22 protein-coding genes and 1 tRNA gene are annotated in these 24,084 nt (G+C 63.0%); 18 read left to right on the plus strand and 5 right to left on the minus strand.

Going from position 1 to position 24,084, the window contains the following annotated elements:
- Positions 1-32: 32 nt before the first annotated feature.
- The 4 genes from CLU86_RS05895 to CLU86_RS05910 are packed head-to-tail and all read right to left on the minus strand — an operon-like array spanning position 33 to position 2,825.
- Complete coding sequence (locus CLU86_RS05895) at positions 33-290, minus strand: BolA family transcriptional regulator (RefSeq protein WP_099740982.1); 258 nt, start codon at positions 288-290, stop codon at positions 33-35.
- Between the two features lie 36 nt (positions 291-326).
- Positions 327-866 carry a septation protein A gene (locus CLU86_RS05900; protein ID WP_099740983.1) on the minus strand — a complete coding sequence of 180 codons (540 nt, stop codon included), beginning with the start codon at positions 864-866 and terminating at the stop codon, positions 327-329.
- Positions 867-924: 58 nt separating this feature from the next.
- Positions 925-1,338: a peptide-methionine (R)-S-oxide reductase MsrB gene (msrB, locus tag CLU86_RS05905; RefSeq protein ID WP_099740984.1), complete on the minus strand. Its 414-nt coding sequence runs from the start codon at positions 1,336-1,338 to the stop codon at positions 925-927.
- Positions 1,335-2,825 carry a YdiU family protein gene (locus tag CLU86_RS05910; RefSeq protein ID WP_099740985.1) on the minus strand — a complete coding sequence of 497 codons (1,491 nt, stop codon included), beginning with the start codon at positions 2,823-2,825 and terminating at the stop codon, positions 1,335-1,337. Before CLU86_RS05910 ends, msrB begins: the two co-directional genes overlap by 4 nt.
- A gap of 167 nt (positions 2,826-2,992) precedes the next feature.
- Here CLU86_RS05910 and CLU86_RS05915 point away from each other — a divergent pair, with 167 nt between their 5' ends.
- The 18 genes from CLU86_RS05915 (at position 2,993) to CLU86_RS06000 (ending at position 23,638) form a co-directional block, all read left to right on the plus strand.
- On the plus strand, positions 2,993-4,636 hold the full coding sequence (locus CLU86_RS05915; RefSeq protein WP_099740986.1) for a 3-(methylthio)propionyl-CoA ligase: 1,644 nt from the start codon (positions 2,993-2,995) through the stop codon (positions 4,634-4,636).
- A gap of 133 nt (positions 4,637-4,769) precedes the next feature.
- Positions 4,770-6,002, plus strand: coding sequence for a branched-chain amino acid ABC transporter substrate-binding protein (locus CLU86_RS05920; protein ID WP_099740987.1), 1,233 nt, complete (start codon positions 4,770-4,772; stop codon positions 6,000-6,002).
- A 68-nt stretch (positions 6,003-6,070) separates the two neighbouring features.
- A complete protein-coding gene (locus CLU86_RS05925; RefSeq protein ID WP_099655259.1) occupies positions 6,071-7,024 on the plus strand; it encodes a branched-chain amino acid ABC transporter permease in 954 nt (317 codons plus the stop codon).
- Between the two features lie 4 nt (positions 7,025-7,028).
- Positions 7,029-8,357 carry a branched-chain amino acid ABC transporter permease gene (locus CLU86_RS05930; RefSeq protein ID WP_099740988.1) on the plus strand — a complete coding sequence of 443 codons (1,329 nt, stop codon included), beginning with the start codon at positions 7,029-7,031 and terminating at the stop codon, positions 8,355-8,357.
- Between the two features lie 2 nt (positions 8,358-8,359).
- Positions 8,360-9,145, plus strand: a complete 786-nt coding sequence (locus CLU86_RS05935) for an ABC transporter ATP-binding protein (protein WP_099655261.1) — start codon at positions 8,360-8,362, stop codon at positions 9,143-9,145.
- 3 nt (positions 9,146-9,148) lie between these two features.
- Positions 9,149-9,844: an ABC transporter ATP-binding protein gene (locus tag CLU86_RS05940; RefSeq protein WP_099740989.1), complete on the plus strand. Its 696-nt coding sequence runs from the start codon at positions 9,149-9,151 to the stop codon at positions 9,842-9,844.
- Positions 9,845-10,148: 304 nt separating this feature from the next.
- Positions 10,149-11,798: an oleate hydratase gene (locus CLU86_RS05945; protein ID WP_099743335.1), complete on the plus strand. Its 1,650-nt coding sequence runs from the start codon at positions 10,149-10,151 to the stop codon at positions 11,796-11,798.
- Positions 11,799-11,996: 198 nt separating this feature from the next.
- Positions 11,997-14,096, plus strand: a complete 2,100-nt coding sequence (locus CLU86_RS05950; RefSeq protein ID WP_099740990.1) for a 3-hydroxyacyl-CoA dehydrogenase NAD-binding domain-containing protein — start codon at positions 11,997-11,999, stop codon at positions 14,094-14,096.
- 39 nt (positions 14,097-14,135) lie between these two features.
- Entirely contained in the window at positions 14,136-15,311 is a 1,176-nt protein-coding gene (locus tag CLU86_RS05955) for an acetyl-CoA C-acyltransferase (protein WP_099655265.1), read from the plus strand.
- 144 nt (positions 15,312-15,455) lie between these two features.
- Positions 15,456-17,327, plus strand: coding sequence for an acyl-CoA dehydrogenase (locus tag CLU86_RS05960; RefSeq protein ID WP_099740991.1), 1,872 nt, complete (start codon positions 15,456-15,458; stop codon positions 17,325-17,327).
- A gap of 184 nt (positions 17,328-17,511) precedes the next feature.
- On the plus strand, positions 17,512-18,309 hold the full coding sequence (locus CLU86_RS05965; protein ID WP_099740992.1) for an SDR family oxidoreductase: 798 nt from the start codon (positions 17,512-17,514) through the stop codon (positions 18,307-18,309).
- 171 nt (positions 18,310-18,480) lie between these two features.
- Positions 18,481-18,912: a PaaI family thioesterase gene (locus CLU86_RS05970; protein WP_099740993.1), complete on the plus strand. Its 432-nt coding sequence runs from the start codon at positions 18,481-18,483 to the stop codon at positions 18,910-18,912.
- Positions 18,913-18,994: 82 nt separating this feature from the next.
- Complete coding sequence (locus CLU86_RS05975; protein ID WP_099655269.1) at positions 18,995-20,011, plus strand: NADP-dependent oxidoreductase; 1,017 nt, start codon at positions 18,995-18,997, stop codon at positions 20,009-20,011.
- Between the two features lie 142 nt (positions 20,012-20,153).
- Positions 20,154-20,624 carry a GNAT family N-acetyltransferase gene (locus tag CLU86_RS05980; protein WP_099740994.1) on the plus strand — a complete coding sequence of 157 codons (471 nt, stop codon included), beginning with the start codon at positions 20,154-20,156 and terminating at the stop codon, positions 20,622-20,624.
- A 60-nt stretch (positions 20,625-20,684) separates the two neighbouring features.
- Entirely contained in the window at positions 20,685-21,617 is a 933-nt protein-coding gene (locus tag CLU86_RS05985) for a glutathione S-transferase family protein (protein WP_099740995.1), read from the plus strand.
- A gap of 173 nt (positions 21,618-21,790) precedes the next feature.
- Positions 21,791-22,699: an SDR family oxidoreductase gene (locus CLU86_RS05990; RefSeq protein WP_099655272.1), complete on the plus strand. Its 909-nt coding sequence runs from the start codon at positions 21,791-21,793 to the stop codon at positions 22,697-22,699.
- 101 nt (positions 22,700-22,800) lie between these two features.
- Positions 22,801-23,349 carry an MGMT family protein gene (locus tag CLU86_RS05995; protein ID WP_233194829.1) on the plus strand — a complete coding sequence of 183 codons (549 nt, stop codon included), beginning with the start codon at positions 22,801-22,803 and terminating at the stop codon, positions 23,347-23,349.
- 94 nt (positions 23,350-23,443) lie between these two features.
- Positions 23,444-23,638, plus strand: coding sequence for a hypothetical protein (locus CLU86_RS06000; RefSeq protein ID WP_099740997.1), 195 nt, complete (start codon positions 23,444-23,446; stop codon positions 23,636-23,638).
- A gap of 360 nt (positions 23,639-23,998) precedes the next feature.
- Here the strand turns inward: CLU86_RS06000 and CLU86_RS06005 are convergent.
- Positions 23,999-24,072 (minus strand) — tRNA-Gly (locus tag CLU86_RS06005).
- Positions 24,073-24,084: the final 12 nt, after the last annotated feature.

Consider the following 24,084-nt stretch of genomic DNA (forward strand, 5'->3'; position numbering starts at 1 on the left):
GAAAACCGGCAAGTGAGGAAACTGGGGCCGGCTCAGAGAATTTCAATGGCGAGTGCGTGAACGCCCCGGTCAATAAATTCTTGCAGCGCATCATACACAAGGCGGTGCTGTGCCACCCGTGACTTGCCTGTAAACAAAGGTGACGCTATGCGCACCCGAAAGTGGGTGCCAAAGTCGGTGCCGTTGGAGCCCGAATGCCCTGCGTGGGCGGCACTTTCGTCCAGCACCTCCAGGGCGGTGGTGCTCAGTTGTTGCGCCAACTGGTGGTGCATTTGGTCTGCAAGGGTCATGGTTTGCAAAAGGGTGGGGCGGCGGACAAACTAGGGTTACTGCGTGGGCTCATCACCCTTGATGTGGGGGGCGATGTAAAGGCCCTGACCCACCAAGAAGACCAGGGGGAAGGCGTAGCCCCAGAGCTTGAAGTCCACCCAGAACTCGGTGCTGAAGTTCATCACCACGTAGGCGTTCACCGCCGACATGAAGGCGCAGTACACGATCCAGGCCTGGTTCAATCGCATCCATACCGCATCGGGCAGGCTCAACTGGCCGCCCAGCAGCATGTGCAAGATATTCTTCTTCATCACCCACACGGCAACGGCCAGCGCCACGGCCATCGCGCCGTACAGCACCGTTGGCTTCCATTTGATGAAGCGGTCGTCCTGCAGCACCAGCGTGAGCGTGCCGAACACCACGATCAGCACCAGCGTGATCTTGTGCATGGTCTGCAGTTTGCGGTCGATGGCGTAGATCAGGCCCATCTGCGCCACGGTGGCGGCCATCAGCACCCCGGTGGCCACATAAATGTTGAAGAACTTGTAGGCGCCGAAGAACAGCAGGATGGGGAAGAAATCAATCAATATTTTCATAAGGCGAGGCCAGCGTGCTGGCGCGGCGGTTCAAGCGGCAGTTCAGCGGTTGAGCGGTTCAAGGGGCGTCGGGTTCAAAGTCGAGTGACGCAGAGTTCATGCAATAGCGCAGCCCGGTGGGTGCGGGGCCGTCCTCAAAGACATGGCCCAGGTGGGCCCCGCATTGTGCACACACTGTCTCGGTGCGCACCATGCCGTGGCTGCGGTCCACGATTTCGTGGATGGTTCCAGGGATAGCTTCAGAGAAGCTGGGCCAGCCGCACCCGGCGTCGAACTTGGTGAGCGACTCAAACAGTTTGGCCCCGCAGCAAATGCAGTGGTAGCTGCCGTCGGCCCAGTGGGCTTCGTATTTGCCGGTGAAAGGGCGCTCGGTGGCCGCGTGGCGGGTGACTTGCAGGGCGACGGGTTCAGCACCTTTGTCGCGCAGGATCTCTTGCCATTCGGTGTCGGTCTTCTGGATGGGAAAGGTCATGATGAGCAACTGATGGAAATGGAAGAAGCCCAGTCGGGCGGGAAGTCGGCATAGGCCTCGTGGCCCGGGTGTTCTTCAAAGGGCCGCTCCAGCAGGCGCTGCAACGTGGCCAGTTCTGAAAAGTCCCCCGCCTTGGCGGCGCGGATGGCTTGTTCGCCCAGGTGGTTGCGCAGCACGTACTTGGGGTTGGATTTGAGCATCAAATCACCCGCTAGCGCTTGATTATCAAGCGCTAGAAGCTCTGAATATGATAGCAACCAGGCATCCCACGCGGGCCGGTCGGCAAACAGGTCGCGCACGGGTTCGTACTGGCCATTCGCCACTGCGTGCGACAAGCGCCGCCAAAAGATGGTGTAGTCCACCGCATTGCGTGCCAGCAGTTGCAGCAGGTTTTCCACCAGGGCTTCATCCTCCGCACGGGTTTGCGTCAGCCCCAGCTTTTTGCGCATTTGCCCCATGAAGGCGCTGGGGAACACCGTCTTGTACGACTCCAGCGCGGCCAGCGCCGTGTCTTGCTCTTCGATGAGCGGCAGCAGCGCCTGGGCCAGGCAAAACAGGTTCCAGTACGCGATGTTGGGCTGGCGGTTGTAGGCGTAGCGGCCGTGGTGGTCACTGTGGTTGCAGATGTGGCCCGGCACGAAGGCATCGAGAAACTGAAACGGCCCATAGTCCAGCGTCAGGCCCAGGATGCTCATGTTGTCGGTGTTCATCACCCCGTGGCAAAAGCCCACGGCCTGCCACTGCGCCATCAAGTGGGCCGTGCGCTCGCTCACGCTGTGCAGCAGTGCGGCATAGGCATTGCCACCCCATGGGCCCGTGGCTTCCGTACTTCGGCATTCGGGGTGGTAGCGGTCGATGACGTAGTCGGCCAGGGCGCGCAGCTGTGGCTCTAGGTCGTTGGCCGCAAAGTGCTCGAAGTGGCCAAAGCGCACAAAGCTGGGAGCCACCCGGGTGACAACGGCGGCGGTTTCGATTTCCTCGCGCCGTACCGATGCAGGCGAGCCGGTGATGCACAGTGCGCGGGACGTGGGGATGCCCAGGCCGTGCATGGCCTCGCTGCACAAAAATTCGCGGATGCTGGAGCGCAGCACGGCCCGCCCGTCGCCCATGCGGGAATAGGGCGTGCGGCCTGCGCCTTTGAGCTGTATTTCATACCCGGCAGCGGTTTCGCCCAGCAAGATGGCCCTGCCGTCACCCAGTTGCCCGGCCCACACACCAAACTGGTGCCCGCTGTAAACGCTGGCCAATGGTTGCGAGCCTGCAAGCAATTGGTTGCCGGTGAAGGCCTGCAGCGCTTCATCACTCTGCGCCCATTGGGCAGGCAGCCCCAGCAGTTGCGCCACATCGGCGCTGGTGCCCACCCAGTGGGGGCTGGGCAAGGGGGTGGGGCGCAGCTCGGTCAAAAAGTCGCTGCCCAGGGCGCTAAAGCCACTTTGCCAGCGCAAGTTCAAAGGCTGCGCAAGGGGGTTTAGGGTGGGCTGGTTCATGGCGCCATTGTCTCGCAGCACGCTAATTCCTTCAGCTTCCGGGGCCTTGCTGGTGCCGTGGACTTTGCGTGCTCCATGAGGGATTTCACGAGCCCTTTGCGACACCGACAGCCTGCCCGGCGCAGTACGATGACCGTTTCGTTCACAACAACATCCAAGGAGTCAACATGCTGGGCCTGATGCAGAGCCAACCGCTGCTCATTTCGTCATTGATCGAGTTTGCAGAGCGCCACCACGGTGACGCGGAAATCGTCTCCCGCCGGGTCGAAGGCGATATCCACCGCTACACCTACCGTGATTTGGCGGCACGCTCGCGCCGCCTGGCCAATGCGCTGGATGCCATGAAGCTGCAGTTCAGCGACCGGGTGGCCACCCTGGCCTGGAACGGCTACCGCCACATGGAGATGTACTTTGGCGTGAGCGGCTCGGGTCGCGTGCTGCACACCATCAACCCCCGCCTGCACCCCGACCAGATCGCCTGGATCGTGAACCACGCCGAGGACCAGGTGCTGTGCTTTGATATGAGCTTTTTGCCCCTGGTGCAGGCCGTGCACGCGCGCTGCCCCACCGTCAAGCAATGGGTGGCACTGTGCGATGCCGACAAGCTGCCCGCCGACACCGGCGTGCCCGGCCTGGTGAGTTACGAGGCCTGGATCGGCCAGCACAGCACCGACTACGCTTGGCCCGAGTTCGACGAAAACTCGGCATCGAGCATGTGCTACACCAGTGGCACCACGGGCAACCCCAAGGCAGCGCTGTACAGCCACCGCTCCACCACGCTGCATGCCTATGCGGCCGCGCTGCCCGATGTGATGTGCATGTCGGCCCGTGATTCGGTGTTGCCCGTGGTGCCGATGTTCCACGTCAATGCGTGGGGCATCCCCTATTCAGCGGCGCTCACGGGTTGCAAGCTGGTGTTCCCCGGTCCTGCACTCGACGGCAAATCGGTGTACGAGCTGATCGAAGCCGAGCAAGTGACCTACGCTGCTGGTGTGCCCACCGTGTGGCAGATGCTGTTGGGCCACATGAAGCCCGAAGGGCTCAGGTTCTCCTCGCTCAAGCGCACGGTGATTGGGGGCTCGGCCTGCCCGCCTGCCATGATCACGGCCTTCCAGGAGGTGTATGGCGTCACGGTGCTGCATGCCTGGGGCATGACCGAGATGAGCCCGCTGGGCACCTTGTGCACCTTGAAGAACAAGCACCTCTCGCTGCCCAAGGATGAGCAGATGAAGATCGTGCAAAAGCAGGGCCGCGCGATCTACGGCGTGGACATGAAGATCGTGGGCGGCGATGGCGAAGAGCTGCCCTGGGACGGCAAAACCTATGGCGACCTGCTGGTCAAAGGCCCGTGGATCGTGGGCAGCTACTTCAAAGGCGAGGGCGGCAACCCACTCGTCAAAGATGCGCAGGGCCGGGGCTGGTTCCCCACGGGAGATGTGGCCACCATCGATGCCGATGGTTTCATGCAGATCACTGACCGCAGCAAGGACGTGATCAAGTCGGGTGGCGAATGGATCAGCTCCATCGACATTGAAAACATCGCCATGGCGCACCCTTCCATCCAGATGGCGGCGTGTGTGGGCATGCCCCACCCCAAGTGGGACGAGCGCCCCATCGTGGCCGTGGTCAAGCGCCCGGGCACCGAAGTCAGCCGTGAAGAGTTGCTGGCGTTCTATGAAGGCAAGACCGCCAAGTGGCAGATCCCGGACGACGTGGTGTTTGTCGATGCCATCCCGATTGGGGCCACCGGCAAGATGCTCAAGACCAAACTGCGCGAGCAACTCAAGGACTACAAGCTGCCGGGCCTTTGAGTTTTTGAGGGGAGCCGCACGCTGCGTCTTCGCTGCCAGTCGCGTGCGCGATAGCTGCTAGGGGCAATCCCTGAGCGTTCAGGGATTGCAACGCGGTACTCTGCGTCGTGTCGATTTACAAGGAGACAAGACCATGAGATTTGCTATCAAGGCTGTAGCGGCTTCCGTCCTTCTGGTGAGCGCTGGCGCGGTTTTTGCCCAAAAGGGTGAGACGGTCAAAATCGCTTGGCTCGACCCCCTCTCGGGCTTGATGGCAGCGGTGGGAACCAACCAGCTCAAGAGCTTCCAGTTCCTGGCCGAAGAGTTCAACAAAAAGAACCCTGCTGGCGTCAAATTTGAAATTATTGGAATCGACAACAAACTCAGCCCCCAGGAAACCACCAGCGCCTTGCGCTCGGCCATGGATCAGGGCGCACGCTATGTCGTGCAAGGCAACGGCTCGGGCCCAGCCCTGGCCATCATGGACGCGCTGGAAAAGCACAACGCCCGCAACCCCGGCAAGGAAGTGCTGTTCCTGAACTACGCGGCCGTGGATCCTGACCTCACCAACAGCAAGTGCAGCTACTGGCACTTCCGCCTGGATGCCGATACCTCCATGAAGATGGAGGCGCTGACCACCTACATGAAAGACCTGCCCGAGGTCAAAAAGGTCTACCTGATCAACCAGAACTATTCGCATGGCCAGCAGGTGTCGAAGTTCGCCAAAGAGATGATGGCGCGCAAGCGCCCCGATGTGCAGTTTGTGGGGGACGACTTGCATCCTCTGGCGCAGGTGCGTGACTTTGCGCCCTACATTGCCAAGATCAAACAGTCGGGTGCCGACAGTGTCATCACCGGCAACTGGGGCTCAGACTTGGCGTTGCTCATCAAGGCCGCCAACGATGCAGGCCTGAACAACGTCAACTTCTACACCTACTATGGCTCGGTCACCGGCAGCCCCACCGCCATGGGATCGGCTGCGGCAGGCCGCGTGTACATGGTGGCCTATGCCCACATGAACCTGCCGGGCGAGCTCAACAAGATCGTGGTGGACTACAAGAAGAAGTTCAACGACGACATGTACACCGGCTCGGTCTACCATGCCTTCACCATGCTGTCGGAAGGCTTCGTCAAAGCCAAGTCCACCGATCCGGTGAAGGTGGCTGCGGTGTTTGAGGGAATGAAGTTCAAGAGCTTCAACGGTGAGGTCGAGATGCGCAAGACCGACCACCAGTTGCAGCAAGGCCTGTTCATCTCCAAGTGGGAAAAGGCCAATGACAAATTCCCGATCGACTCGGAAAACACCGGCTACACCTTTGTGCCGGTGAAGTACTACGAGCCCTACGTGGCCAGCACGCCCACTTCGTGCCAGATGAAGCGCCCTTGAGTTTGGCGGCTTAGCTTCGAGGCCCGACATACTCGGGCCTTTTTTTTACCCAGCAATGAAAAATTCCCATGAATCTTGAGTTTTTCGTGATCTCTTTGCTCAACGGCGTCAGCTACGGGCTGTTGCTGTTCATGCTGAGTTCAGGCCTCACGCTGATCTTCAGCATGATGGGAGTGCTCAACTTTGCGCACACCAGCTTCTACATGCTGGGGGCCTATTTCGCGTTCACCATCTCCAGCGTGGTGGGCTTTTGGCCTGCGCTGGTGCTGGCACCCCTGGTGGTGTTTGCGCTGGGCGCGGCTTTTGAGCGCTACTGCCTGCGCCGGGTGCACAAGTTCGGCCATGTGCCAGAGCTGCTGGTGACGTTCGGGCTGTCGTACCTGATCCTGGAGCTGGTGCAGCTGGTGTGGGGCCGCTCCACCGTGCCCTACGGCCTGCCAGAGCAACTGCAAGGGCCGCTGTTCACGCTGTATGGCACGCAGTTCCCCAAGTCCCGCTCGTTTGTGATGCTGGTGGCCTTGCTGATGCTGGTGTCGGTGTGGTTGCTGCTCACCCGCACGCGCATTGGCCTGGTGATTCAGGCGGCGCTGAAGTACCCCGAAATGGTGGAGGCGCTGGGCCACAACGTGCCGCGCGTGTTCATGCTGGTGTTTGGCGGAGGCGCTGCGCTGGCCGGGCTGGCGGGCGTGATTGGTGGCAACACCTACGTGACTGAGCCCGCCATGGCGGCCTCGGTGGGCTCCATCATTTTTGTGGTGGTGGTGGTGGGGGGCATGGGATCGCTGGCCGGGGCGTTTTTGGCGTCGCTGCTCATTGGCCTGGTGCAGACCTTTGCTGTGGCGCTCGACTATTCGTTGATCCACGCCTTCAAGCTGGTGGGCGTTGCGGTGACCGAGCAAACTTTTGGCTACCCGGTGCTCAAGCTCACTATTTCGCAGGTGGCGCCCATCCTGCCGTACCTGTTTTTGGTGCTGATTTTGATCTTCCGTCCCAAGGGCCTGCTGGGCACCCGCGAGGACTGACCCCATGAATAACTCCAAACCCACAACGGCCGCTGCTGGCCCCGTGTCCTACTACCGCTTCAAGCCCTTGAACGTGGGGCGCTTCGTGATCTGGGCCCTGTTTGCCGTGGCACTCATCGTTGCGCCCATGCTGTTTCGCAGCAGCCTGGCGCTGACCATGCTCTCGCAGATCGGCTACCTCATCATCATCTGCCTGTCCTACAACATGCTGCTGGGGCAGGGCGGCATGCTCAGCTTTGGGCATGCGGTGTACACGGGGCTGGGCTCGTTCATCGCCATCCATGCGATGAACATGGCCACCAAAGGCTCGGGGGGTATTCCGCTGGTGTTGATCCCCGTGGTCGGGGGCTTGGCGGGGGCGTTCTTTGCCACCTTGCTTGGCTTTGTCACCACCAAAAAATCGGGCACCACCTTTGCCATGATCACCTTGGGTGTGGGCGAGCTGGTGGCGTCCATGGCGCTGATGTTCCCGGAGTTCTTCGGAGGCGAGGGCGGTATCACCACCGACCGGGTGTACGGCCAGTCGTTCTTTGGCGTCAGCTTCGGGCCGGCCATTCAGGTGTACTACCTCATCGCCGCATACTGCTTTGTGTGCACGGCAGCCATGTTTGCCTTCACCGGCACGCCGCTGGGGCGCATCCTGAACGCTGTGCGCGACAACCCCGAGCGTGTCGAATTCATCGGCTACAACACGCAGCGCGTGCGCTATTTCGCTTTCATCATTGCGGGCTTCTTTGCTGGCATTGGCGGCGGTTTGGCCACCATCAACTTTGAAATCATCACAGGCGCCGACAGCCTGAGCGTGATCCGCTCGGGCGGCTACTTGCTGTTCACCTTCCTGGGTGGGGCCACATTCTTCTTCGGCCCCATCATCGGTGCGGTGCTGCTGGTGCTGGCCTCGGTGCTGTTGTCCGAGCTGTCCAAGGCTTGGCTCTTGTACCTGGGGTTGGTGTTCCTGTTCATGGTGATGTACGCCCCCGGCGGCATTGCCAGCCTGATCATGATGAACCTGCGCCTGGCCAAGTACGGCAAGCTGCGCCCGCTGTGGTCGTCCTACCTGGGCCTGGCGGGCACGGGCCTGGTGGCGGTGATGGGCGCGGCCTGCATGGTGGAGATGACCTACCACCTGCAGCTCAATGCGGCCCTGGGGTCAGAGATGAACTTTCTGGGCGCCACCATCAATGCCAAGGGCCTGACCAGCTGGTTTGGCGCGGGCTTTGTGATGCTCACAGGTGGCGGGCTGTTTGAGCTGTGCCGTCGGCAGTTTGCCAAGCAGTGGGGCTCCATTCAGGAAGAGATTGAACATGAAATCAAGCGCGGGGAGGCTTTGTGACCATGGCGGCTGACAACGCAACCTACGCGCTGGAACTGCGCGACCTGCGCAAGAGTTTTGGCAAGACCGAAATCATCCGGGGCGCCAACCTGGCGGTAGCGCCGGGCGAGCGGGTGGCCATCATCGGCCCCAACGGCGCTGGCAAGTCCACGCTGTTCAACCTCATCAGCGGGCGCTTTGCGCCCACCAGTGGCGACGTGATCTTGAACGGCCAGCGCATCAACGGCCTGGCCCCGTATGAGATCAACCGCAAGGGCCTGTCGCGTAGTTTCCAGATCACCAACATCTTCCCCAAGCTGTCGGTGTTTGAAAACCTGCGCTGCGGGGTGCTGTGGAGCATGGGCTACAAGTACACCTTCTTGCGCTTTCTCTCCAATCTTGATGACGCCAACGAGCGCGCCAAAGAGTTGATGGAGATGATCAAGCTCGACAAGAAACGCGACACGCTGGCGATGAACCTGACCTACGCCGAGCAGCGTGCGCTGGAGATCGGCATCACCATCGCAGGCGGTGCCAACGTGATCTTGCTCGACGAGCCCACCGCAGGCATGAGCAAGAGCGAAACCACGCGCTTCATTCGCCTCATCAAGGAAGTGACCGTGGGCCGCACCCTGCTGACGGTAGAGCACGACATGGGCGTGGTGTTTGGCCTGGCCGACAAGATTGCTGTGGTGGTCTATGGCGAGGTGATTGCGTTTGATACCCCCGAGAAGGTGCGGGCCAACCAGCGCGTGCAAGAGGCCTACCTCGGCTCGGCCGTGGCAGACGCACAGGGAGCGGGACACTGACTTATGCTGAAAATCGACAACCTTCACGCCTACTACGGCAAAAGCCATGTGCTGCATGGTGTCAGCTTTGAGGTGCAACCCGGCGAAATCGTGGCGCTGCTGGGGCGCAACGGCTCGGGCCGTTCCACCACCGCCAAGGCCATCATGGGCCTGGTGGACTGGGAAGGCACGCTGCAATGGAAAGGCCAGGACCTTAACGGCAAAAAGGCCTACGAGATTGCCCACCTGGGCCTGGGCTATGTGCCCGAGAGCCGCGACGTGTTCCCCAACCTCACGGTGCACCAGAACCTGCTGCTGGGGCAAAAAGGCAGTGGCAAAGGCAGCCGCTGGTCGTTTGACGACATGTATGAAATGTTCCCCCGCCTCAAAGAGCGCCAGCACACCGAGGCGGGCGTGATGTCTGGCGGCGAACAGCAAATGCTGACGCTGTGCCGCACCCTCATGGGCGACCCCGACCTCATCATCATCGACGAGCCCACCGAAGGCCTGGCGCCCAAGATCGTGGAGCTGGTGGGACAGTACCTGCAGACGCTGAAGGCCAGGGGCATCTCGGTGCTGCTCATTGAGCAAAAGCTCACCATCGCCATGACCATCTCTGACCGCGCGCTGGTCATGGGCCATGGCTCCATCGTGTTCCAGGGCACGCCCGACAGCCTGCGGGCGGACAATTACATCCGCAAGGAGTGGCTGGAGGTTTGATTACCCCATCGGTTTGTCAGTGCGAGTGACTTCAAGCCTCGGCATCGCTGCTGGGGCTTTTTTTTGCCCTGCGCGCCTTTGTCTTGATCTGTGTCGGGAACTTGTTTTTTGGGCGCTGTGAAGTCATGGCAATGACCGCGCGCAGGCGTATAAATCCTCTATCGCCAGCGTTTGGCTCTTTGCCAACGGGCGACCTGGGCACCCGCAGGCCGCGCAGCCACAGGGCATGGCCACCCGCCTGATTGCCTTGAAGCCCCTCGGCGCTTCGCGGATGTCCAACCTACCCAAGGGACGTCAGAAGCACATGAAAAAGCACACCAAAAACCCATCTCACGCCAATCCCCAAACCGCCCAGCTGTGGATCGTGGGGGGCGGCATCGCAGGCATGTCTGTGGCCGCCTTTGCCATTCGTGATGGCAAGGTGCCCGCCAGCCACATCCACATTCTGGAAGAAACGGGCATGCCCGGCGGCTCGCTCGATGGCGGCGCCGCACCCAATGCACCCGCGCCCCAGACCTGGGTGACGCGCGGTGGCCGCATGCTGACCGACGAAACCTACCTGTGCCTGTGGGACTTGTTTGAGGGCATACCCTCGCTTGAAGACCCCACCGTGTCGGTGCGCGAAGAGTGCCGCCAGTTCAATGCGCGCGTACACACCCATGCCCAGGCCCGCTTGATCGATGCCCAGCATGTGATTGCCGATGCCCAGAAGCTGGGCCTGTCGACGGGGCACCGCGTGCAGATGCTGCGCCTGTTGGCCCTGACCGAGGCCCACATCGGCAGCCGCCGCATCGATGAGTTTTTTGACGAAGCGTTTTTCCAGACCCATTTTTGGCGCATGTGGCGCACCACCTTTGCCTTCCAGAAGTGGCACAGCGCCATTGAGCTGCGCCGCTACTTCCTGCGATTTGTGCAAGAGTTCTCGCGCATCCACACCCTGGCGGGCGTCAAGCGCACCAAGTACAACCAGTACGACTCGATGGTCGTGCCGCTGCAGCGCTGGCTGATGGAGCAGGGCGTGGACGTGCGCTTTGGCCACCGGGTGACCGACGCCACTTTTGCCACCCAGAGCGACGGCACACGCCGAGCCACGGCGCTTCAGGTGCAAATGGTGCAGGGCGGTGTCGGTGGTGTGGCCACAGACACCACGCTGGACCTGGGTGCAGACGACCTCGCCTTCTTCACACTGGGCTCCATCACCTCGGACGCCCGCTACGGCGGCAACGACGACGTGCCGGCCCTGGTGCGTGGCCGCGAGGACCATGGCTGGGCGCTGTGGGAAAAGATCGCGCAGAAAGCCCCTGACTTTGGCCGCCCCACGGCGTTCTGTGGCAATGTGGACGAGCACAAGTGGGAGTCGTTCACCCTCACCATGCGCGACGACCGGCTGCTGCAGCGCATCACCGAATACTCGGGCAACAAGCCTGGCACGGGCGCCCTGATGACCTGGTACGAGTCGGGCTGGCACCTGTCGGTGGTGGTGCCGCACCAGCCGCATTTTTATGGCCAGGCCGATGGCACTTACACCCTGTGGGGCTATGGCTTTCAAGTGGACAACGAGGGCGACTACGTGCGCAAGCCCATGTCGCAGGCCACGGGGCGTGAAATCCTCACCGAACTGATTCACCAGATGGGCTTTGGCGACCTGCTGGAGCATGTGCTGGCCACCACCGATGTGACCACGGTGATGATGCCCTATGCCTCGGCCCTGTTTGCCTGCCGCGCACCGGGCGACCGGCCCCTGGTGCTGCCCGAGGGCTCGCAGAACTTTGCCTTCCTGGGCCAGTTTGTTGAGATGGAGGACGACGTGGTGTTCACGGTGGAATATTCGGTGCGCTGCGCGATGGTGGCCACCTACCATCTGCTGGGCATTGAGCGGGAGATCCCCGCCATCTACAACGGCATGCTGGACCCCAAGGTGGGGTTGCATGCGTTGGAGGCGGCCTTCCGCTGAGACGACGCCCCCGAATGCACTGCACAAGCCCCTTGCGAGGGGCTTTTTGCATGGGCGCGCGGGTTCCATTTCCGCTGTCACCCTCAATCTTGTCCCGGGCGGGACAAACAGATACCCCCTGTCACTGGCAAAGTCACAGAGAGCCTCTACAATAAAATCGCACGACCGTTCTTTTTCATTCTTCCAAGGGACAACAGCATGACCGCTGAATACAAAGTCCACGGCTCTGTTGCCGTGATCACCCTGTCAAACCCTCCCGTCAACGGGCTCGGTCTGGCCACCCGCCAAGGCATTGTGGACGGGCTTGCGCGCGCCAATGCCGATGCGGCCGTGAAGTCCATCGTCATCACGGGCGCTGGCGGCGCCTTCTCAGGCGGTGCGGACATCAAGGAGTTCGGCACCGACAAATCGCTGCAAGAACCCAATCTGCTGTCGGTGATCCTGGCGGTTGAAAATTCGGACAAGCCCGTCGTGGCGGCCATGCACACCGTGGCCATGGGCGGCGGCCTGGAGCTGGCCTTGGGCTGCCACTACCGCATTGCGGCGCCTGGCTGCTCCATTGCGTTGCCTGAAGTGAAGCTGGGCCTGATCCCAGGTGCGGGCGGCACACAGCGCTTGCCCCGCGTGATCGGCGTGGAAGCTGCGCTCAACCTGATCGTGAGTGGCGAGCCCGTCAAGAGCGAAATGATCGCCGGTGTGCCCGGCCAAAAGCTGTTCGACAAACTGGCTGCCTCGCCAGAATCCCTGGCCGAAGAAGCCCTGGCATTTGCCCAAAGCGTGCAAGACGCCCGCCCCCTGCCGCTGGTGCGCAACTTCCCTTGCAAGCACCCCGAAGGCGATGCGTACTTCCAGTTCGCACGCAACATGGTCAAGGGCATGGCCAAAAACTACCCAGCGCCCGCCAAGTGCGTGGACGCTGTGGAAGCCGCCACCAAGAAGAAGTTTGCCGAAGGCATGCTGGTCGAGCGCGAGATCTTCATCAACCTGATGTGGACCCCCGAGTGCCGTGCACTGCGCCACCTCTTCGTTGCCGAGCGCGCTGCCTCGAAGATTCCGGATGTGCCATCGGACACCCCCAAGCGCGCAATCTCCGCCGTGGCCGTGATTGGTGCGGGCACCATGGGCGGCGGCATCGCCATGAACTTCCTGAACGCAGGCCTGCCCGTCAAGATTCTGGAGACCAAGCAGGAAGCCCTGGACCGTGGCATCGCCACGATCCAAAAGAACTACGAAGCCCAGGTCAAGAAGGGCAAGCTCAAGCAAGACAAGTACGAGCAACGCATGGCGCTGCTCAGCACCACGCTGAGCTACGACGACCTCAAGGACGCAGACCTGGTCATCGAAGCCGTGTTTGAAGAAATCGGTGTGAAGGAAGCCGTCTTCAAGCAGCTCGACGCGGTGATGAAGCCCGGCGCGATCCTGGCCTCCAACACCTCCACGCTGGACGTGGACAAGATCGCATCGTTCACCCAGCGTCCGCAGGACGTGGTGGGCATGCACTTCTTCAGCCCTGCCAACGTGATGAAGTTGCTGGAAGTGGTGCGCGGCAAGCAGACGGCCAAGGACGTGCTGGCCACCGTGATGGCGATCGCCAAGAAGATCAAGAAGACCGCTGTGGTTTCGGGCGTGTGCGACGGCTTCATCGGCAACCGCATGATCGAGCGCTACAGCCAGCAAGCTGGCTTTTTGCTGGACGAAGGCTGCACGCCCCAGCAGGTGGACAAGGCCGTCGAGAGGTTTGGCTTTGCCATGGGCCCCTTCCGCATGGGCGACCTGGCGGGCAACGACATTGGCTGGGCCATTCGCAAGCGCCGCTACACCGAAAAGCCCGACATGAAGTACAGCAAGACGGCAGACCTGCTGTGCGAGAAGGGCCGCTTTGGCCAGAAGACGGGCGCGGGCTGGTACGACTACGTGCCCGGCAAGCGCGACGCCATCCCCAACGCCGAGGTGGTGCAGATGATTGAAGACCACCGCAAGGCGCAAGGCATCACGCCGCGCAAGATTTCGGACGACGAAATCGTGCAGCGCCTGGTGTTCGCCCTGGTCAACGAAGGTGCGCACATCCTGGAAGACGGCATTGCCAGCAAGTCCGGCGACATCGACATGGTGTACCTCACCGGCTATGGCTTCCCCATCTACCGTGGCGGCCCCATGCACTACGCCAGCGAGGTGGGCCTGTTCAACGTGGTGCAAGCCATGAACCGCTTTGCCAAGAACCCGCTGGACGATGCCGCGTTCTGGACGCCTGCTCCGCTGCTGGCCAAGCTGGCCGCCGAAGGCAAGGCCTTCCAGTAAGCCGCACGCGCACCCTTCCAAAGAATCAAAGGAATTCACATGACATCCGCAGTGATTGTTTCCACCGCCCGCACCCCGCTTGCCAAAAGCTGGAAGGGTTCCTTCAACATGACGCACGGCGCCACCTTGGGCGGCCACGCCGTGCAGCACGCCGTGCAGCGCGCCGGCATTGACGGCGCCGATGTGGACGACGTCATCATGGGCTGTGCCACACCCGAAGGCGCCACCGGCAGCAACATCGCACGCCAGATTGCGCTCAAAGCGGGCCTGCCCATCACGGCCTCCGGCGTCACCGTCAACCGCTTTTGCTCGTCAGGTTTGCAGACCATCGCCATGGCCGCCCAGCGCATCATCGCGGGCGAGGCCGATGTGTTCGTGGCCGGTGGTGTGGAGAGCATCTCTTGCGTGCAGCAAGAGATGAACCTGCACATGATCCAGGACCTGGCCTTGGCCAAGCAAAAGCCCGAGATCTACTGGAGCATGCTGCAGACCGCCGAACAAGTGGCCAAGCGCTACAACATCGGTCGCGAAGCCATGGACGAATATGGTGCGGGTAGCCAGCAAAAGGCCTGTGCTGCGCAGGCTAACGGCCTGTTTGATGCAGAAATCGCGCCCATCACCGTCACCGCAGGCATTGCCGACAAGACGCTGGGCCTGATCACCAAGCAAGTCACCGTGAGCCGCGACGAAGGCACGCGCGAAGGCACGACGGTGGAGGCCATCAGTGGCCTGCGCTCTGCGCTGCCAGGCGGCCTGATTTCCGCCGGCAATGCCAGCCAGTTCAGTGACGGTGCCGGTGCCTGCGTGCTGACCAGCGAAGACTATGCGAGCAAGAAGGGCCTCAAGCCCCTGGGCCGTTTCCTCGGTTTTGCGGTGGCCGGATGCGAGCCCGACGAAATGGGCATTGGCCCTGTGTTCGCCGTGCCCAAGGTGCTCAAGAAGCTGGGCCTCAAGGTGGAGGACATCGACCTGTGGGAGCTGAACGAAGCCTTTGCCGTGCAGGTGCTGTACTGCCGTGACAAACTGGGCATTCCGGCGGACCGCCTGAACGTGAACGGCGGCGCCATCGCCCTGGGCCACCCCTACGGTGTGTCGGGCCAGCGCCTCACGGGCCACGCCCTCATTGAAGGCAAGCGCCGTGGCGCCAAGCGCGTGTGCGTGACCATGTGCATTGGTGGCGGCATGGGCGCTGCGGGCATCTTCGAAGTGTTCTGACCCCATGGTCGTAGAGACCCCGTGCACGGTCTGCTGTTTGCAGTGGCGCCGTGACGGGGTTTTTTATGGATTTGTTTGCTCCTGTTTTTATAGCTGCTTGCGCTTTATGGATAAGCGCTAGAGGCCATTTTTAATGTAAATGCCATGAGCCTGCGCCCCACCGTTGACTTCCTGCTGTACCAGTGGCTCGATGCCGAGAAGCTGCAAGCGCGCGAGCGTTTTTCAGACCACTCCCGCGAAACCTTCGACGCGGTGCTGGACACCTCCGAGCGCATCGCCCGCGAGAAGTACGCGCCGTTCAACCGGCTGGTCGATCTGGAAGAGCCGCGCACCGAGACCGAGCCCGATGGCACGCTGCGTGTGCTGCTGCCGCAGGCCACGCACGAGGCGCGCCGCGCCTACGCCGAGTCTGGCCTGCTGAGCGCCGCGCAGGACTACGACATTGGCGGCATGCAACTGCCCTACACGGTGGACGCTGCGGCCAACAGCTTCTTTGCCGTGGCGTCGATCAGCATTGGCTCCAACCTGCTCACAGCAGGCAATGCCAACCTGCTGATGGTGCACGGCACCGATCTGCAAAGGCAGGTGTTTGCGCTCAATGAATTCAATGGCCGCTGGGCGGGCACCATGTGCCTGTCGGAGCCGCAGGCAGGCTCGTCGCTGTCGGACGTGGCCACGCGTGCCGTGCCGGATGGGGCAGACTTTGAGGCCGACCCGCTGGGCCCGCGCTACCGCCTCAAGGGCAACAAGATGTGGATCAGCTCGGGCGACCATGAGCTGACGGAAAACATCGTGCACCTGGTGCTGGCCAAGATTCCGGGGCCAGACGGCAAGCTGGTGCCGGGTGTCAAAGGCATCTCGCTGTTCATCGTGCCCAAGAAGCTGGTGGACACCGAGGGCAAGCTCACTGGCGAGCGCAACGACGTGGCGCTGGCAGGCCTGAACCACAAGCTGGGCTGGCGCGGCACCACCAACACGCTGCTGAACTTTGGCGAAGGCAAGTACCCCGTGCGCGGTGCTGCAGGAGCGGTGGGTTACCTGGTGGGCAAGCCGGGCGATGGCCTCAAGTGCATGTTCCACATGATGAATGAGGCCCGCATTGGCATTGGCATGGCGGCGTCCATGCTGGGCCTGGCGGGCTACTACGCCAGCCTGGACTATGCCAAGAACCGGCCCCAAGGCCGCCCCATCCAGTCAAGCAGCGCCAGCGCTGCGGGCAAGGGCGGCAAGGACGCCAGCGCCCCCCAGGTGCGCTTGATTGAGCACGCAGACATCAAACGCATGCTGCTGGCGCAAAAGGCCTATGGCGAGGGCGCCCTGGCGCTGAACCTTTACTGCGCGCTGCTGGTGGACGAGCAACACACGGGCACGCCCGAGTCGGCCGACGAGGCCCGCCTGCTGCTGGAGGTGCTCACCCCCATCGCCAAGAGCTGGCCCAGCGAATGGTGCCTGGAGGCCAACAGCCTGGCCATTCAGATCCACGGTGGCTACGGCTACACGCGCGACTTCCCGGTGGAGCAGTACTGGCGCGACAACCGCCTGAACATGATCCACGAAGGCACGCACGGCATACAGGCCATGGACCTGTTGGGCCGCAAGGTGCTGATGGAAGGCGGGCGTGGCCTGCAGCTGGTGGCGGGGCGCATCAACGCCACCATCGAGCGCGCCATCCAGGTGCCTGCACTGGCGGTGCATGCCAACGCCCTGGGGGCCGCGCTGGCCCAGGTGGGCGCCGCCACCAAGGCGGCCTGGGCCACGGGCGAGCCTAACGATGCGCTGGCCAATGCCGTGCCCTACATGCAGGCCTTTGGGCACACCGTGCTGGCCTGGGTGTGGCTGGACTTGGCTCTGGCCACGCTGGCGCACGACGCCGCCCTGGCGCAGCCCGCCAGCGTGGGCCGCATGGGCGCCATGCAGTTTTTCTTCCGCTACGAGCTGCCCAAGATCGGGGCCTGGCTGCAGGTGGTGAGCACGCGCGATGCCACCTGCGCGCAGATGCCGGAAGACGCGTTCTGATGGGTGGATAGCCGCGCTGCGGGGCCGCCCCGCACGCCGCAGGATCGCGCAGGCGACATGGCTGCGCGGCCCGCTTCACCACAATGTGCGGCAACCGCCAAAAAGGTGGCACCGCCATCGGCGCCCATTCCCTGTTTGCCGTGCCTGTTTGCCCGATTCGTTTGCATACCCAAGGAGACACACCATGACCCATCGCACCATCCAGCAACTTTTTGACCTCAAGGGCAAGACCGCCCTGGTCACCGGCGGCTCGCGCGGCCTGGGCCTGCAACTGGCCCACGCGCTGGGCGAAGCGGGCGCCAAGGTGCTGCTCAGCTCGCGCAAGGCGTCGGACCTGGAAGAGGCCGCCTCCGAGCTCAAAGCCGCGGGCATTGATGCGCAATGGATTGCCGCCGACTGCGCCAACGAGGCCGACATCCGCAGCCTGGCCGACGAAGCCATCCGCCGCCTGGGCGGCCATGTGGACATCCTCGTGAACAACGCGGGGGCGGCTTGGGGCTCGCCCGCTGAAGACCACCCCGTGGACGCCTGGGACAAGGTGATGAACCTGAACGTGCGCGGCTATTTCATCCTGAGCCAGCACATTGCCAAGCACAGCATGATCGCCCGAAAACAAGGCAGCATCATCAACGTGGCGTCCATTGCGGGCCTGGGCGGCAACCCCAGCGGTATGAACACCATTGCCTACAACACCTCCAAGGGCGCGGTCATCAACTTCACCCGCGCGCTGGCGGCCGAATGGGGCAAGTACAACATCCGCGTCAATGCCATCTGCCCCGGCTTCTTCCCCAGCAAGATGACGGTGGGCACGCTCAAAGCCTTGGGCGAAGAAGCCCTGAAGGCAGGCGCCCCCCTGGGCCGCCTGGGTGATGATGAAGACCTCAAGGGCCTGTGCGTGCTGTATGCGTCGGACGCCGCCAAGCACATCACCGGCCAGTGGCTGGCGGTGGACGGCGGCGTGAGCGTAGTGACGGGCGGCTAGAGATAAAGTACAACCCCCTGAGGCGCTTTGCGCTTTCCCCCTTCTCTCGGCTGCGCCGGGAAGGGGGACACCGCCAGCTCGGCGGGGCGGTGCGGCCGGCGTAGGCCCTTGCGCGGCGGTCGCAGGCCTGGGCCGCGCCGGTTTTATCCGCTTCACCCTTGAGGAAATACTTTGCTGAAATTCGGCGTTGAAATCCCCTTTGTCAGCCACCTTGGCTTTACGTTGCACCGCATGGAAGGCGGCGAGTCTGAGCTGCACTACGAGGCCAAGCCCGAGCACCTGAACTCGTTTGACGTGACGCACGGCGGCGCCTCGATGACGCTGCTGGACGTGACCATGGCCACGGCCGCGCGCAGCGAGACACCGGAGATGGGCGTGGTCACCATCGAGATGAAGACCAGCTTCATGCAGCCCGCACGGGGCCCGCTGGTGGCCAAGGGGCGGTTGATCCACCGCACCGCCACCATGGCCTTCACCGAGGGCACCGTGTACGACGGGCAAGGCCGGGTGTGCAGCCATGCCACGGGTACCTTCAAGTACGTCAAGCGCCTGCCGGTGGATGGGCGCAGCGTCAACGGCCTCAAGGTCATCTCTACGGATTGACGTTTTGAGTCAAATAGGCTTCTGGCGCAATCAATATAAGCGCTAGCAGCTATCTTTTTAATAGTGTTTGAGGAGTGTTTCCATGCCACGCAACCAGCAGATCGTTTTGGACAACCGCCCCCAGGGCGAGGCCGTTGCCAGCAACTTCAAGCTTGTCGCCACCGACACCCCCGCGCTGCAGCCCGGCCATGTGCTGGTGCGCCACCACTACCTGAGCCTGGACCCCTACATGCGCGGGCGCATGAACGAGAGCAAGAGCTACGCCGCATCGCAGGCGCTGGGCGAAGTGATGATTGGCGGCACGGTGGGTGAGGTGGTGGAGAGCCAGAACCCCAAGTACGCCGTGGGAGACAAGGTGGTGGGCATGGGCGGCTGGCAAGAGTACAGCGTGGTCAATGCCGAGCAACCCGGCGCGCTGCGCAAGGTCGATACGACCCATGTGCCGCTGTCGCACTACTTGGGCGCAGTGGGCATGCCTGGCGTGACGGCCTGGTACGGCCTGGTCAAGATCATCGCGCCCAAGGAGGGCGACACCGTGGTGGTGAGCGCCGCCACCGGCGCCGTGGGCAGCGCCTTTGCCGCGCTGGCCAAGGCCCGTGGCTGCCGCGTGGTGGGCATTGCCGGGGGCGTGGACAAATGCCAGTACGCGGTGAGCGAGCTGGGCTTTGACGCCTGCATTGACTACAAGGTGCATGGCGACGTGAAAGCCATGTCCAAGGCGCTGAAAGAAGCCTGTCCCAATGGCATCGATGGCTACTTTGAAAACGTGGGCGGCTGGATCATGGACGCCGTGATGCTGCGCATGAACGCCTTCAGCCGCATCGCCTTGTGCGGCATGATCGCGGGCTACGACGGCGCACCGCTGCCCATGGCCAACCCCGCGCTCATGCTGATTAACCGCATGAAGGTCGAAGGCTTTATCGTGAGCGAACACATGGAAGTGTGGCCCGAGGCGTTGAAGGAACTGGGCACGCTGGTGGGCACCGGCAAACTGCGCCCGCGTGAGACGGTTGCCCAGGGCATTGCCGCCGCGCCCGAGGCGTTCTTGGGTCTGCTCAAAGGCAAGAACTTTGGCAAGCAACTGGTCAAGCTGGTATGAGGCACCCCCTGAGCCGCTTTGCGTCTTCCCCCTCCAGGGGGACGCCGCCCCTGCGGCGGGGCGGCCCTTGCACGGCGGCACTGGCCTGGGCCGCGCCAGTTGCGCAGTGCGTGCCCCATGAAGAGCACGGGGGAGCGCCGCAATGAAGTTGAGCTGGACCTGGGCCCGCTTTGACGACCTGGGCGTGCACGCGCTGCACGATGCGCTGGCCCTGCGCTGCAAGGTGTTCATCCTGGAGCAGGGCCCCTATCAGGACCCTGATGGGGCCGACAAGCAGTCGTGGCACCTGCTGGGCTACGACGCCGCCGGTGCGCTGCGGGCTTGCCTGCGTGTGGCAGACCCGGGCGTGAACTACGCCGAGCCCTCGATTGGCCGCGTGGTGACTGCGAAGGAAGCCCGTGGCAATGGAACAGGCCGTGCGCTGGTGGCCGAGGGGCTGGCCCGTTGCCAGCAGGTGTGGCCGGGCAGGGCGGTGCGCATCAGCGCACAGGCGCACCTGCAGCGCTTTTACGGCAGCCTGGGTTTTGTTGCCGTGTCGGATGAGTACCTGGAAGATGACATCCCGCACATTGAGATGCTGTACAGCCCGCCTGCGGTGCACGCAGACATCTAAGCCCCGCATTCGCGGGCACTGCGGTGGTTTTGTTGCGTTTGTTGCCAAGGAGCGTTCACCATGTCTGCCCTGATCCTTCACCACTACCCCACCTCGCCCTTCGCGCAGAAGATCCGTTCGGTGCTGGGCTTCAAGCAACTGGCCTGGAAGTCCGTCATCATCCCCAGCGTCAGCCCCAAGCCGGATCTGGTGGCGCTGACGGGCGGGTATCGCAAAACGCCGGTGCTGCAGGTGGGGGCCGACATTTACTGCGACACCGCCCTGATCTGTGACGTGCTGGAGCACACCCAGCCCGAGCCCGTGCTGTACCCGCCGCACCTCAAGGGCGTGGCGCGTGTGTTTGCGCAGTGGGCCGATACCACGCTGTTCTGGGCGTCTATGGCTTACAACCTGCAGCCCAAGGGCGCGGCCATGCTGTTTGCCAACCTGCCTCCAGCGGCTGCCCAGGCCTTTACCGAAGACCGCAAGGCGATGGGTGCGGGCATGCAGCGCCAGCGCCCGCAGGACGCCACCGCCGCCTACCGCTCGTACCTGCGCCGCATCGCCCACATGGCCGAGGAGCACGACTTTTTGTTTGGCGCCGAGCCCTGCGTTGCCGACTTTGCCGCCTACCACCCGCTGTGGTTCACGCGCCGCGTGGTGCCGCTGATGGACGACATCTTCAACGCCACACCCGCCGTGCTCGAATGGATGGACCGCATCGAAGCCCTTGGCCAGGGCCGCATGGAGAAGTTCAGTGCGGCGGATGCGATCACTGTGGCCGCCGGGGCCGAGCCCTTGCCGCTGCTGGACGATGTGTTTCAGGACGAGCACGGCATTGCCCTGGGCTCCCAGGTGCACATCGCTGCCGAGAGCTTTGGCCTGGAAGTGACCGAGGGCGAGCTGATCGCGGCCACGCGCACCCGCTACACCCTGCGCCGTACTGACCCGCGTGCAGGGGTGGTGCATGTGCACTTTCCGCGCATTGGTTATGTTTTAAGAGCATCCCCCTGAGCGGCTGCGCCGCTTCCCCCCTTCTCTCGAATTGCTGGTGCAATTCGGGAAGGGGGACGACGCCCTCGCTGCGGGGCGGCGCGGCCGGCCAGGCCCTTGCTCGGCGTCTCTGGCCCAGGCCCCGCCAGTTTCGACCGACGCTGTAGATACCAACGATTTCAAGGAGACAAAACATGATCGACAACTTTGCAGGCAAGACCGCCGTCCTCACCGGCGCAGGCTCGGGCTTTGGGCTGGAATGCGCCCGCATTGGCGCCCGCCTGGGCATGAACCTGGTGCTGGTCGATGTGCAGCAAGACGCGCTGGACGCTGCCGCGGCCGAGATGCAGGCCGCAGGCGCCCAGGTGCTGGCCCGCAAGGTCGATGTGTCCAACGCCGCCCAGATGGAGCAACTGGCCGCAGACGTGCTGCAGCGCTTTGGCGCCCCGCATCTGGTCTTCAACAACGCGGGCGTGGGCGCGGGCGGCTTGGTGTGGGAGAACTCCGTCAAGGACTGGGAGTGGGTGCTGGGCGTGAACCTGTGGGGCGTGGTGCATGGCGTGCGCCTGTTCACGCCCATGATGCTGGCCGCTGCGCAGGCCGACCCAGCCTGGCGTGGCCACATCGTCAACACCGCCAGCATGGCGGGCTTGCTCGACGCCCCCAACATGGGCATTTACAACGTGAGCAAGCACGCCGTGGTGGCGCTGTCAGAGACGCTGTACCAGGATTTGTCGCTGGTCACCGACCAGGTCAGCGCCAGCGTGCTGTGCCCGTTTTTTGTGCCCACGGGCATCAACCAGAGTCACCGCAACCGCCCCGGCGAGCTGGCGGCCGACAAGCCCACCCAGAGCCAGCTCATCGGCCAGGCCATGAGCGACAAGGCCGTGGGCAGTGGCAAGGTGACGGCGGCCGAGGTGGCGCAAAAGGTGTTTGACGCCGCAGCCCAGGGCCAGTTCTACATCTACAGCCACCCCAAGGCCCTGGCCTCGGTGCAGACGCGCATGGAAGACATCGTGCTGGGCCGCAACCCCACCGACCCCTTTGCGGGCAAGCCCGAGGTGGGCGCCCAGCTGCGCGCAGCCTTGCGCAGCGGCGGTTGATCCAGTGGTTAGGTGTTTTGTGCATTCAATGTGCCGCTAGCGCTTGATGTAAAAGCGCTGGAAGCTATAAATGTAATAGCAATGCGATGGGGTGCAATGCGGTGAATCCTGCCCTGGGTTACGCCTTGTTTGACACTGCTTTAGGCCGCTGCGCGCTGGCCTGGGGCGCAGCGGGCTTGCGTGCCGTGCAACTGCCCGAGGTGGACGATGCCGCCACCGTGGCCCGGCTGCTGCGCGCCAGCTGCCCGTGCGATGCGGCGGCGCCCACGGCAGAAGCGGCTGCGGCCATCCAAGGCATCCAGGCGCTGCTGCAAGGCCAGCCGCTGGATTTGTGCGAGGTGCGGCTGGACATGGCGCACCTGTCGGAGTTTCACCAGCGCGTGTACGCCCTCACGCGGGCCATTGCACCGGGGCAGGTGCGCACCTATGGCGACATGGCACAGGCGCTGGGCGGCAAAGGTTTGGCACGCGCCGTGGGGCAAGCCCTGGGCCTGAATCCCTTTGCGCCCGTGGTGCCTTGCCACCGGGTGCTGGCTGCGGGGTTCCATGCCGGGGGCTTTTCCGCCAACGGTGGGGCCCAGACCAAGCTGCGCATGCTGCAGATTGAAGGCGCGCACTGGGGCGAAACGCAGTCGTTGCCAGGGTTTTGAGGGGCCCGGTTGGGGTGTTGCAAAACACCGTCAACGCACCGATGCCGGGCGCCTGGCTGCGCCATACTGGTGGTCCATTTGACGGAGAGACACCATGAGCCAAGACCCGAACATCACCCTGGCGCGCGGCCTGTACAACGCGTGCACCCTGGCCACCGCGCAAATCCGCGAGGCGCAGAGCCTGGCCAAGGAAGTCTTTCCGGGAGTCGAGGCTTCGCGGGCCGAGGTGCTGGGCATCGCACAAATCATTGCCACCAACTACGCAGCCCAGTTGGGCAACAAGTCTTGAGCGGCATTGCCTCAGGCCTGGGCTGATCCACGCGAAACCGCACACGCCCACCCACGCAAAAAAACAGCCCGCACGAAGCGGGCTGCAAAGTTTTACCCCCTACCAAAAAGCACATGGGTTGTGGCCAGCTGCTGCGTGAGCAGCGCAGTGGCTTGCCGCCGTCCATGTGTTTCCAATGTAAGCCGCAGCCCCGGCATCGCCAAGGAACAAGATGGGCTATGCATAGACGGTTTGTGCATACCTGCATGGGCATGCCAAAGCGTGGTCTGGGCAGAGGGCTTTGGCGTTGATGGAGGCACCAACAAAAAAGCCTGATGGCGCGGGGCACATCAGGCTTCATCGGAATTTTGGGGAATCTGTTGGAGCGGGTGAAGGGAATCGAACCCTCGTATGAAGCTTGGGAAGCTGCCGTTCTACCATTGAACTACACCCGCACAGCACTCCAT

The sequence above is a fragment of the Acidovorax sp. 62 genome, assembly GCF_002754495.1.
Taxonomy (GTDB): Bacteria; Pseudomonadota; Gammaproteobacteria; order Burkholderiales; family Burkholderiaceae_C; genus Acidovorax.

What these genes read in the sequence shown, in the direction of transcription:
- CLU86_RS05895 (WP_099740982.1), bottom strand. Translation starts at nt 290, where the DNA reads ATGACCCTTGCAGACCAAATGCACCACCAGTTGGCGCAACAACTGAGC.
- CLU86_RS05900 (WP_099740983.1), bottom strand. Translation starts at nt 866, where the DNA reads ATGAAAATATTGATTGATTTCTTCCCCATCCTGCTGTTCTTCGGCGCC.
- msrB (WP_099740984.1), bottom strand. Translation starts at nt 1,338, where the DNA reads ATGACCTTTCCCATCCAGAAGACCGACACCGAATGGCAAGAGATCCTG.
- CLU86_RS05910 (WP_099740985.1), bottom strand. Translation starts at nt 2,825, where the DNA reads ATGAACCAGCCCACCCTAAACCCCCTTGCGCAGCCTTTGAACTTGCGC.
- CLU86_RS05915 (WP_099740986.1), top strand. Translation starts at nt 2,993, where the DNA reads ATGCTGGGCCTGATGCAGAGCCAACCGCTGCTCATTTCGTCATTGATC.
- CLU86_RS05920 (WP_099740987.1), top strand. Translation starts at nt 4,770, where the DNA reads ATGAGATTTGCTATCAAGGCTGTAGCGGCTTCCGTCCTTCTGGTGAGC.
- CLU86_RS05925 (WP_099655259.1), top strand. Translation starts at nt 6,071, where the DNA reads ATGAATCTTGAGTTTTTCGTGATCTCTTTGCTCAACGGCGTCAGCTAC.
- CLU86_RS05930 (WP_099740988.1), top strand. Translation starts at nt 7,029, where the DNA reads ATGAATAACTCCAAACCCACAACGGCCGCTGCTGGCCCCGTGTCCTAC.
- CLU86_RS05935 (WP_099655261.1), top strand. Translation starts at nt 8,360, where the DNA reads ATGGCGGCTGACAACGCAACCTACGCGCTGGAACTGCGCGACCTGCGC.
- CLU86_RS05940 (WP_099740989.1), top strand. Translation starts at nt 9,149, where the DNA reads ATGCTGAAAATCGACAACCTTCACGCCTACTACGGCAAAAGCCATGTG.
- CLU86_RS05945 (WP_099743335.1), top strand. Translation starts at nt 10,149, where the DNA reads ATGAAAAAGCACACCAAAAACCCATCTCACGCCAATCCCCAAACCGCC.
- CLU86_RS05950 (WP_099740990.1), top strand. Translation starts at nt 11,997, where the DNA reads ATGACCGCTGAATACAAAGTCCACGGCTCTGTTGCCGTGATCACCCTG.
- CLU86_RS05955 (WP_099655265.1), top strand. Translation starts at nt 14,136, where the DNA reads ATGACATCCGCAGTGATTGTTTCCACCGCCCGCACCCCGCTTGCCAAA.
- CLU86_RS05960 (WP_099740991.1), top strand. Translation starts at nt 15,456, where the DNA reads ATGAGCCTGCGCCCCACCGTTGACTTCCTGCTGTACCAGTGGCTCGAT.
- CLU86_RS05965 (WP_099740992.1), top strand. Translation starts at nt 17,512, where the DNA reads ATGACCCATCGCACCATCCAGCAACTTTTTGACCTCAAGGGCAAGACC.
- CLU86_RS05975 (WP_099655269.1), top strand. Translation starts at nt 18,995, where the DNA reads ATGCCACGCAACCAGCAGATCGTTTTGGACAACCGCCCCCAGGGCGAG.
- CLU86_RS05980 (WP_099740994.1), top strand. Translation starts at nt 20,154, where the DNA reads ATGAAGTTGAGCTGGACCTGGGCCCGCTTTGACGACCTGGGCGTGCAC.
- CLU86_RS05985 (WP_099740995.1), top strand. Translation starts at nt 20,685, where the DNA reads ATGTCTGCCCTGATCCTTCACCACTACCCCACCTCGCCCTTCGCGCAG.
- CLU86_RS05990 (WP_099655272.1), top strand. Translation starts at nt 21,791, where the DNA reads ATGATCGACAACTTTGCAGGCAAGACCGCCGTCCTCACCGGCGCAGGC.
- CLU86_RS06000 (WP_099740997.1), top strand. Translation starts at nt 23,444, where the DNA reads ATGAGCCAAGACCCGAACATCACCCTGGCGCGCGGCCTGTACAACGCG.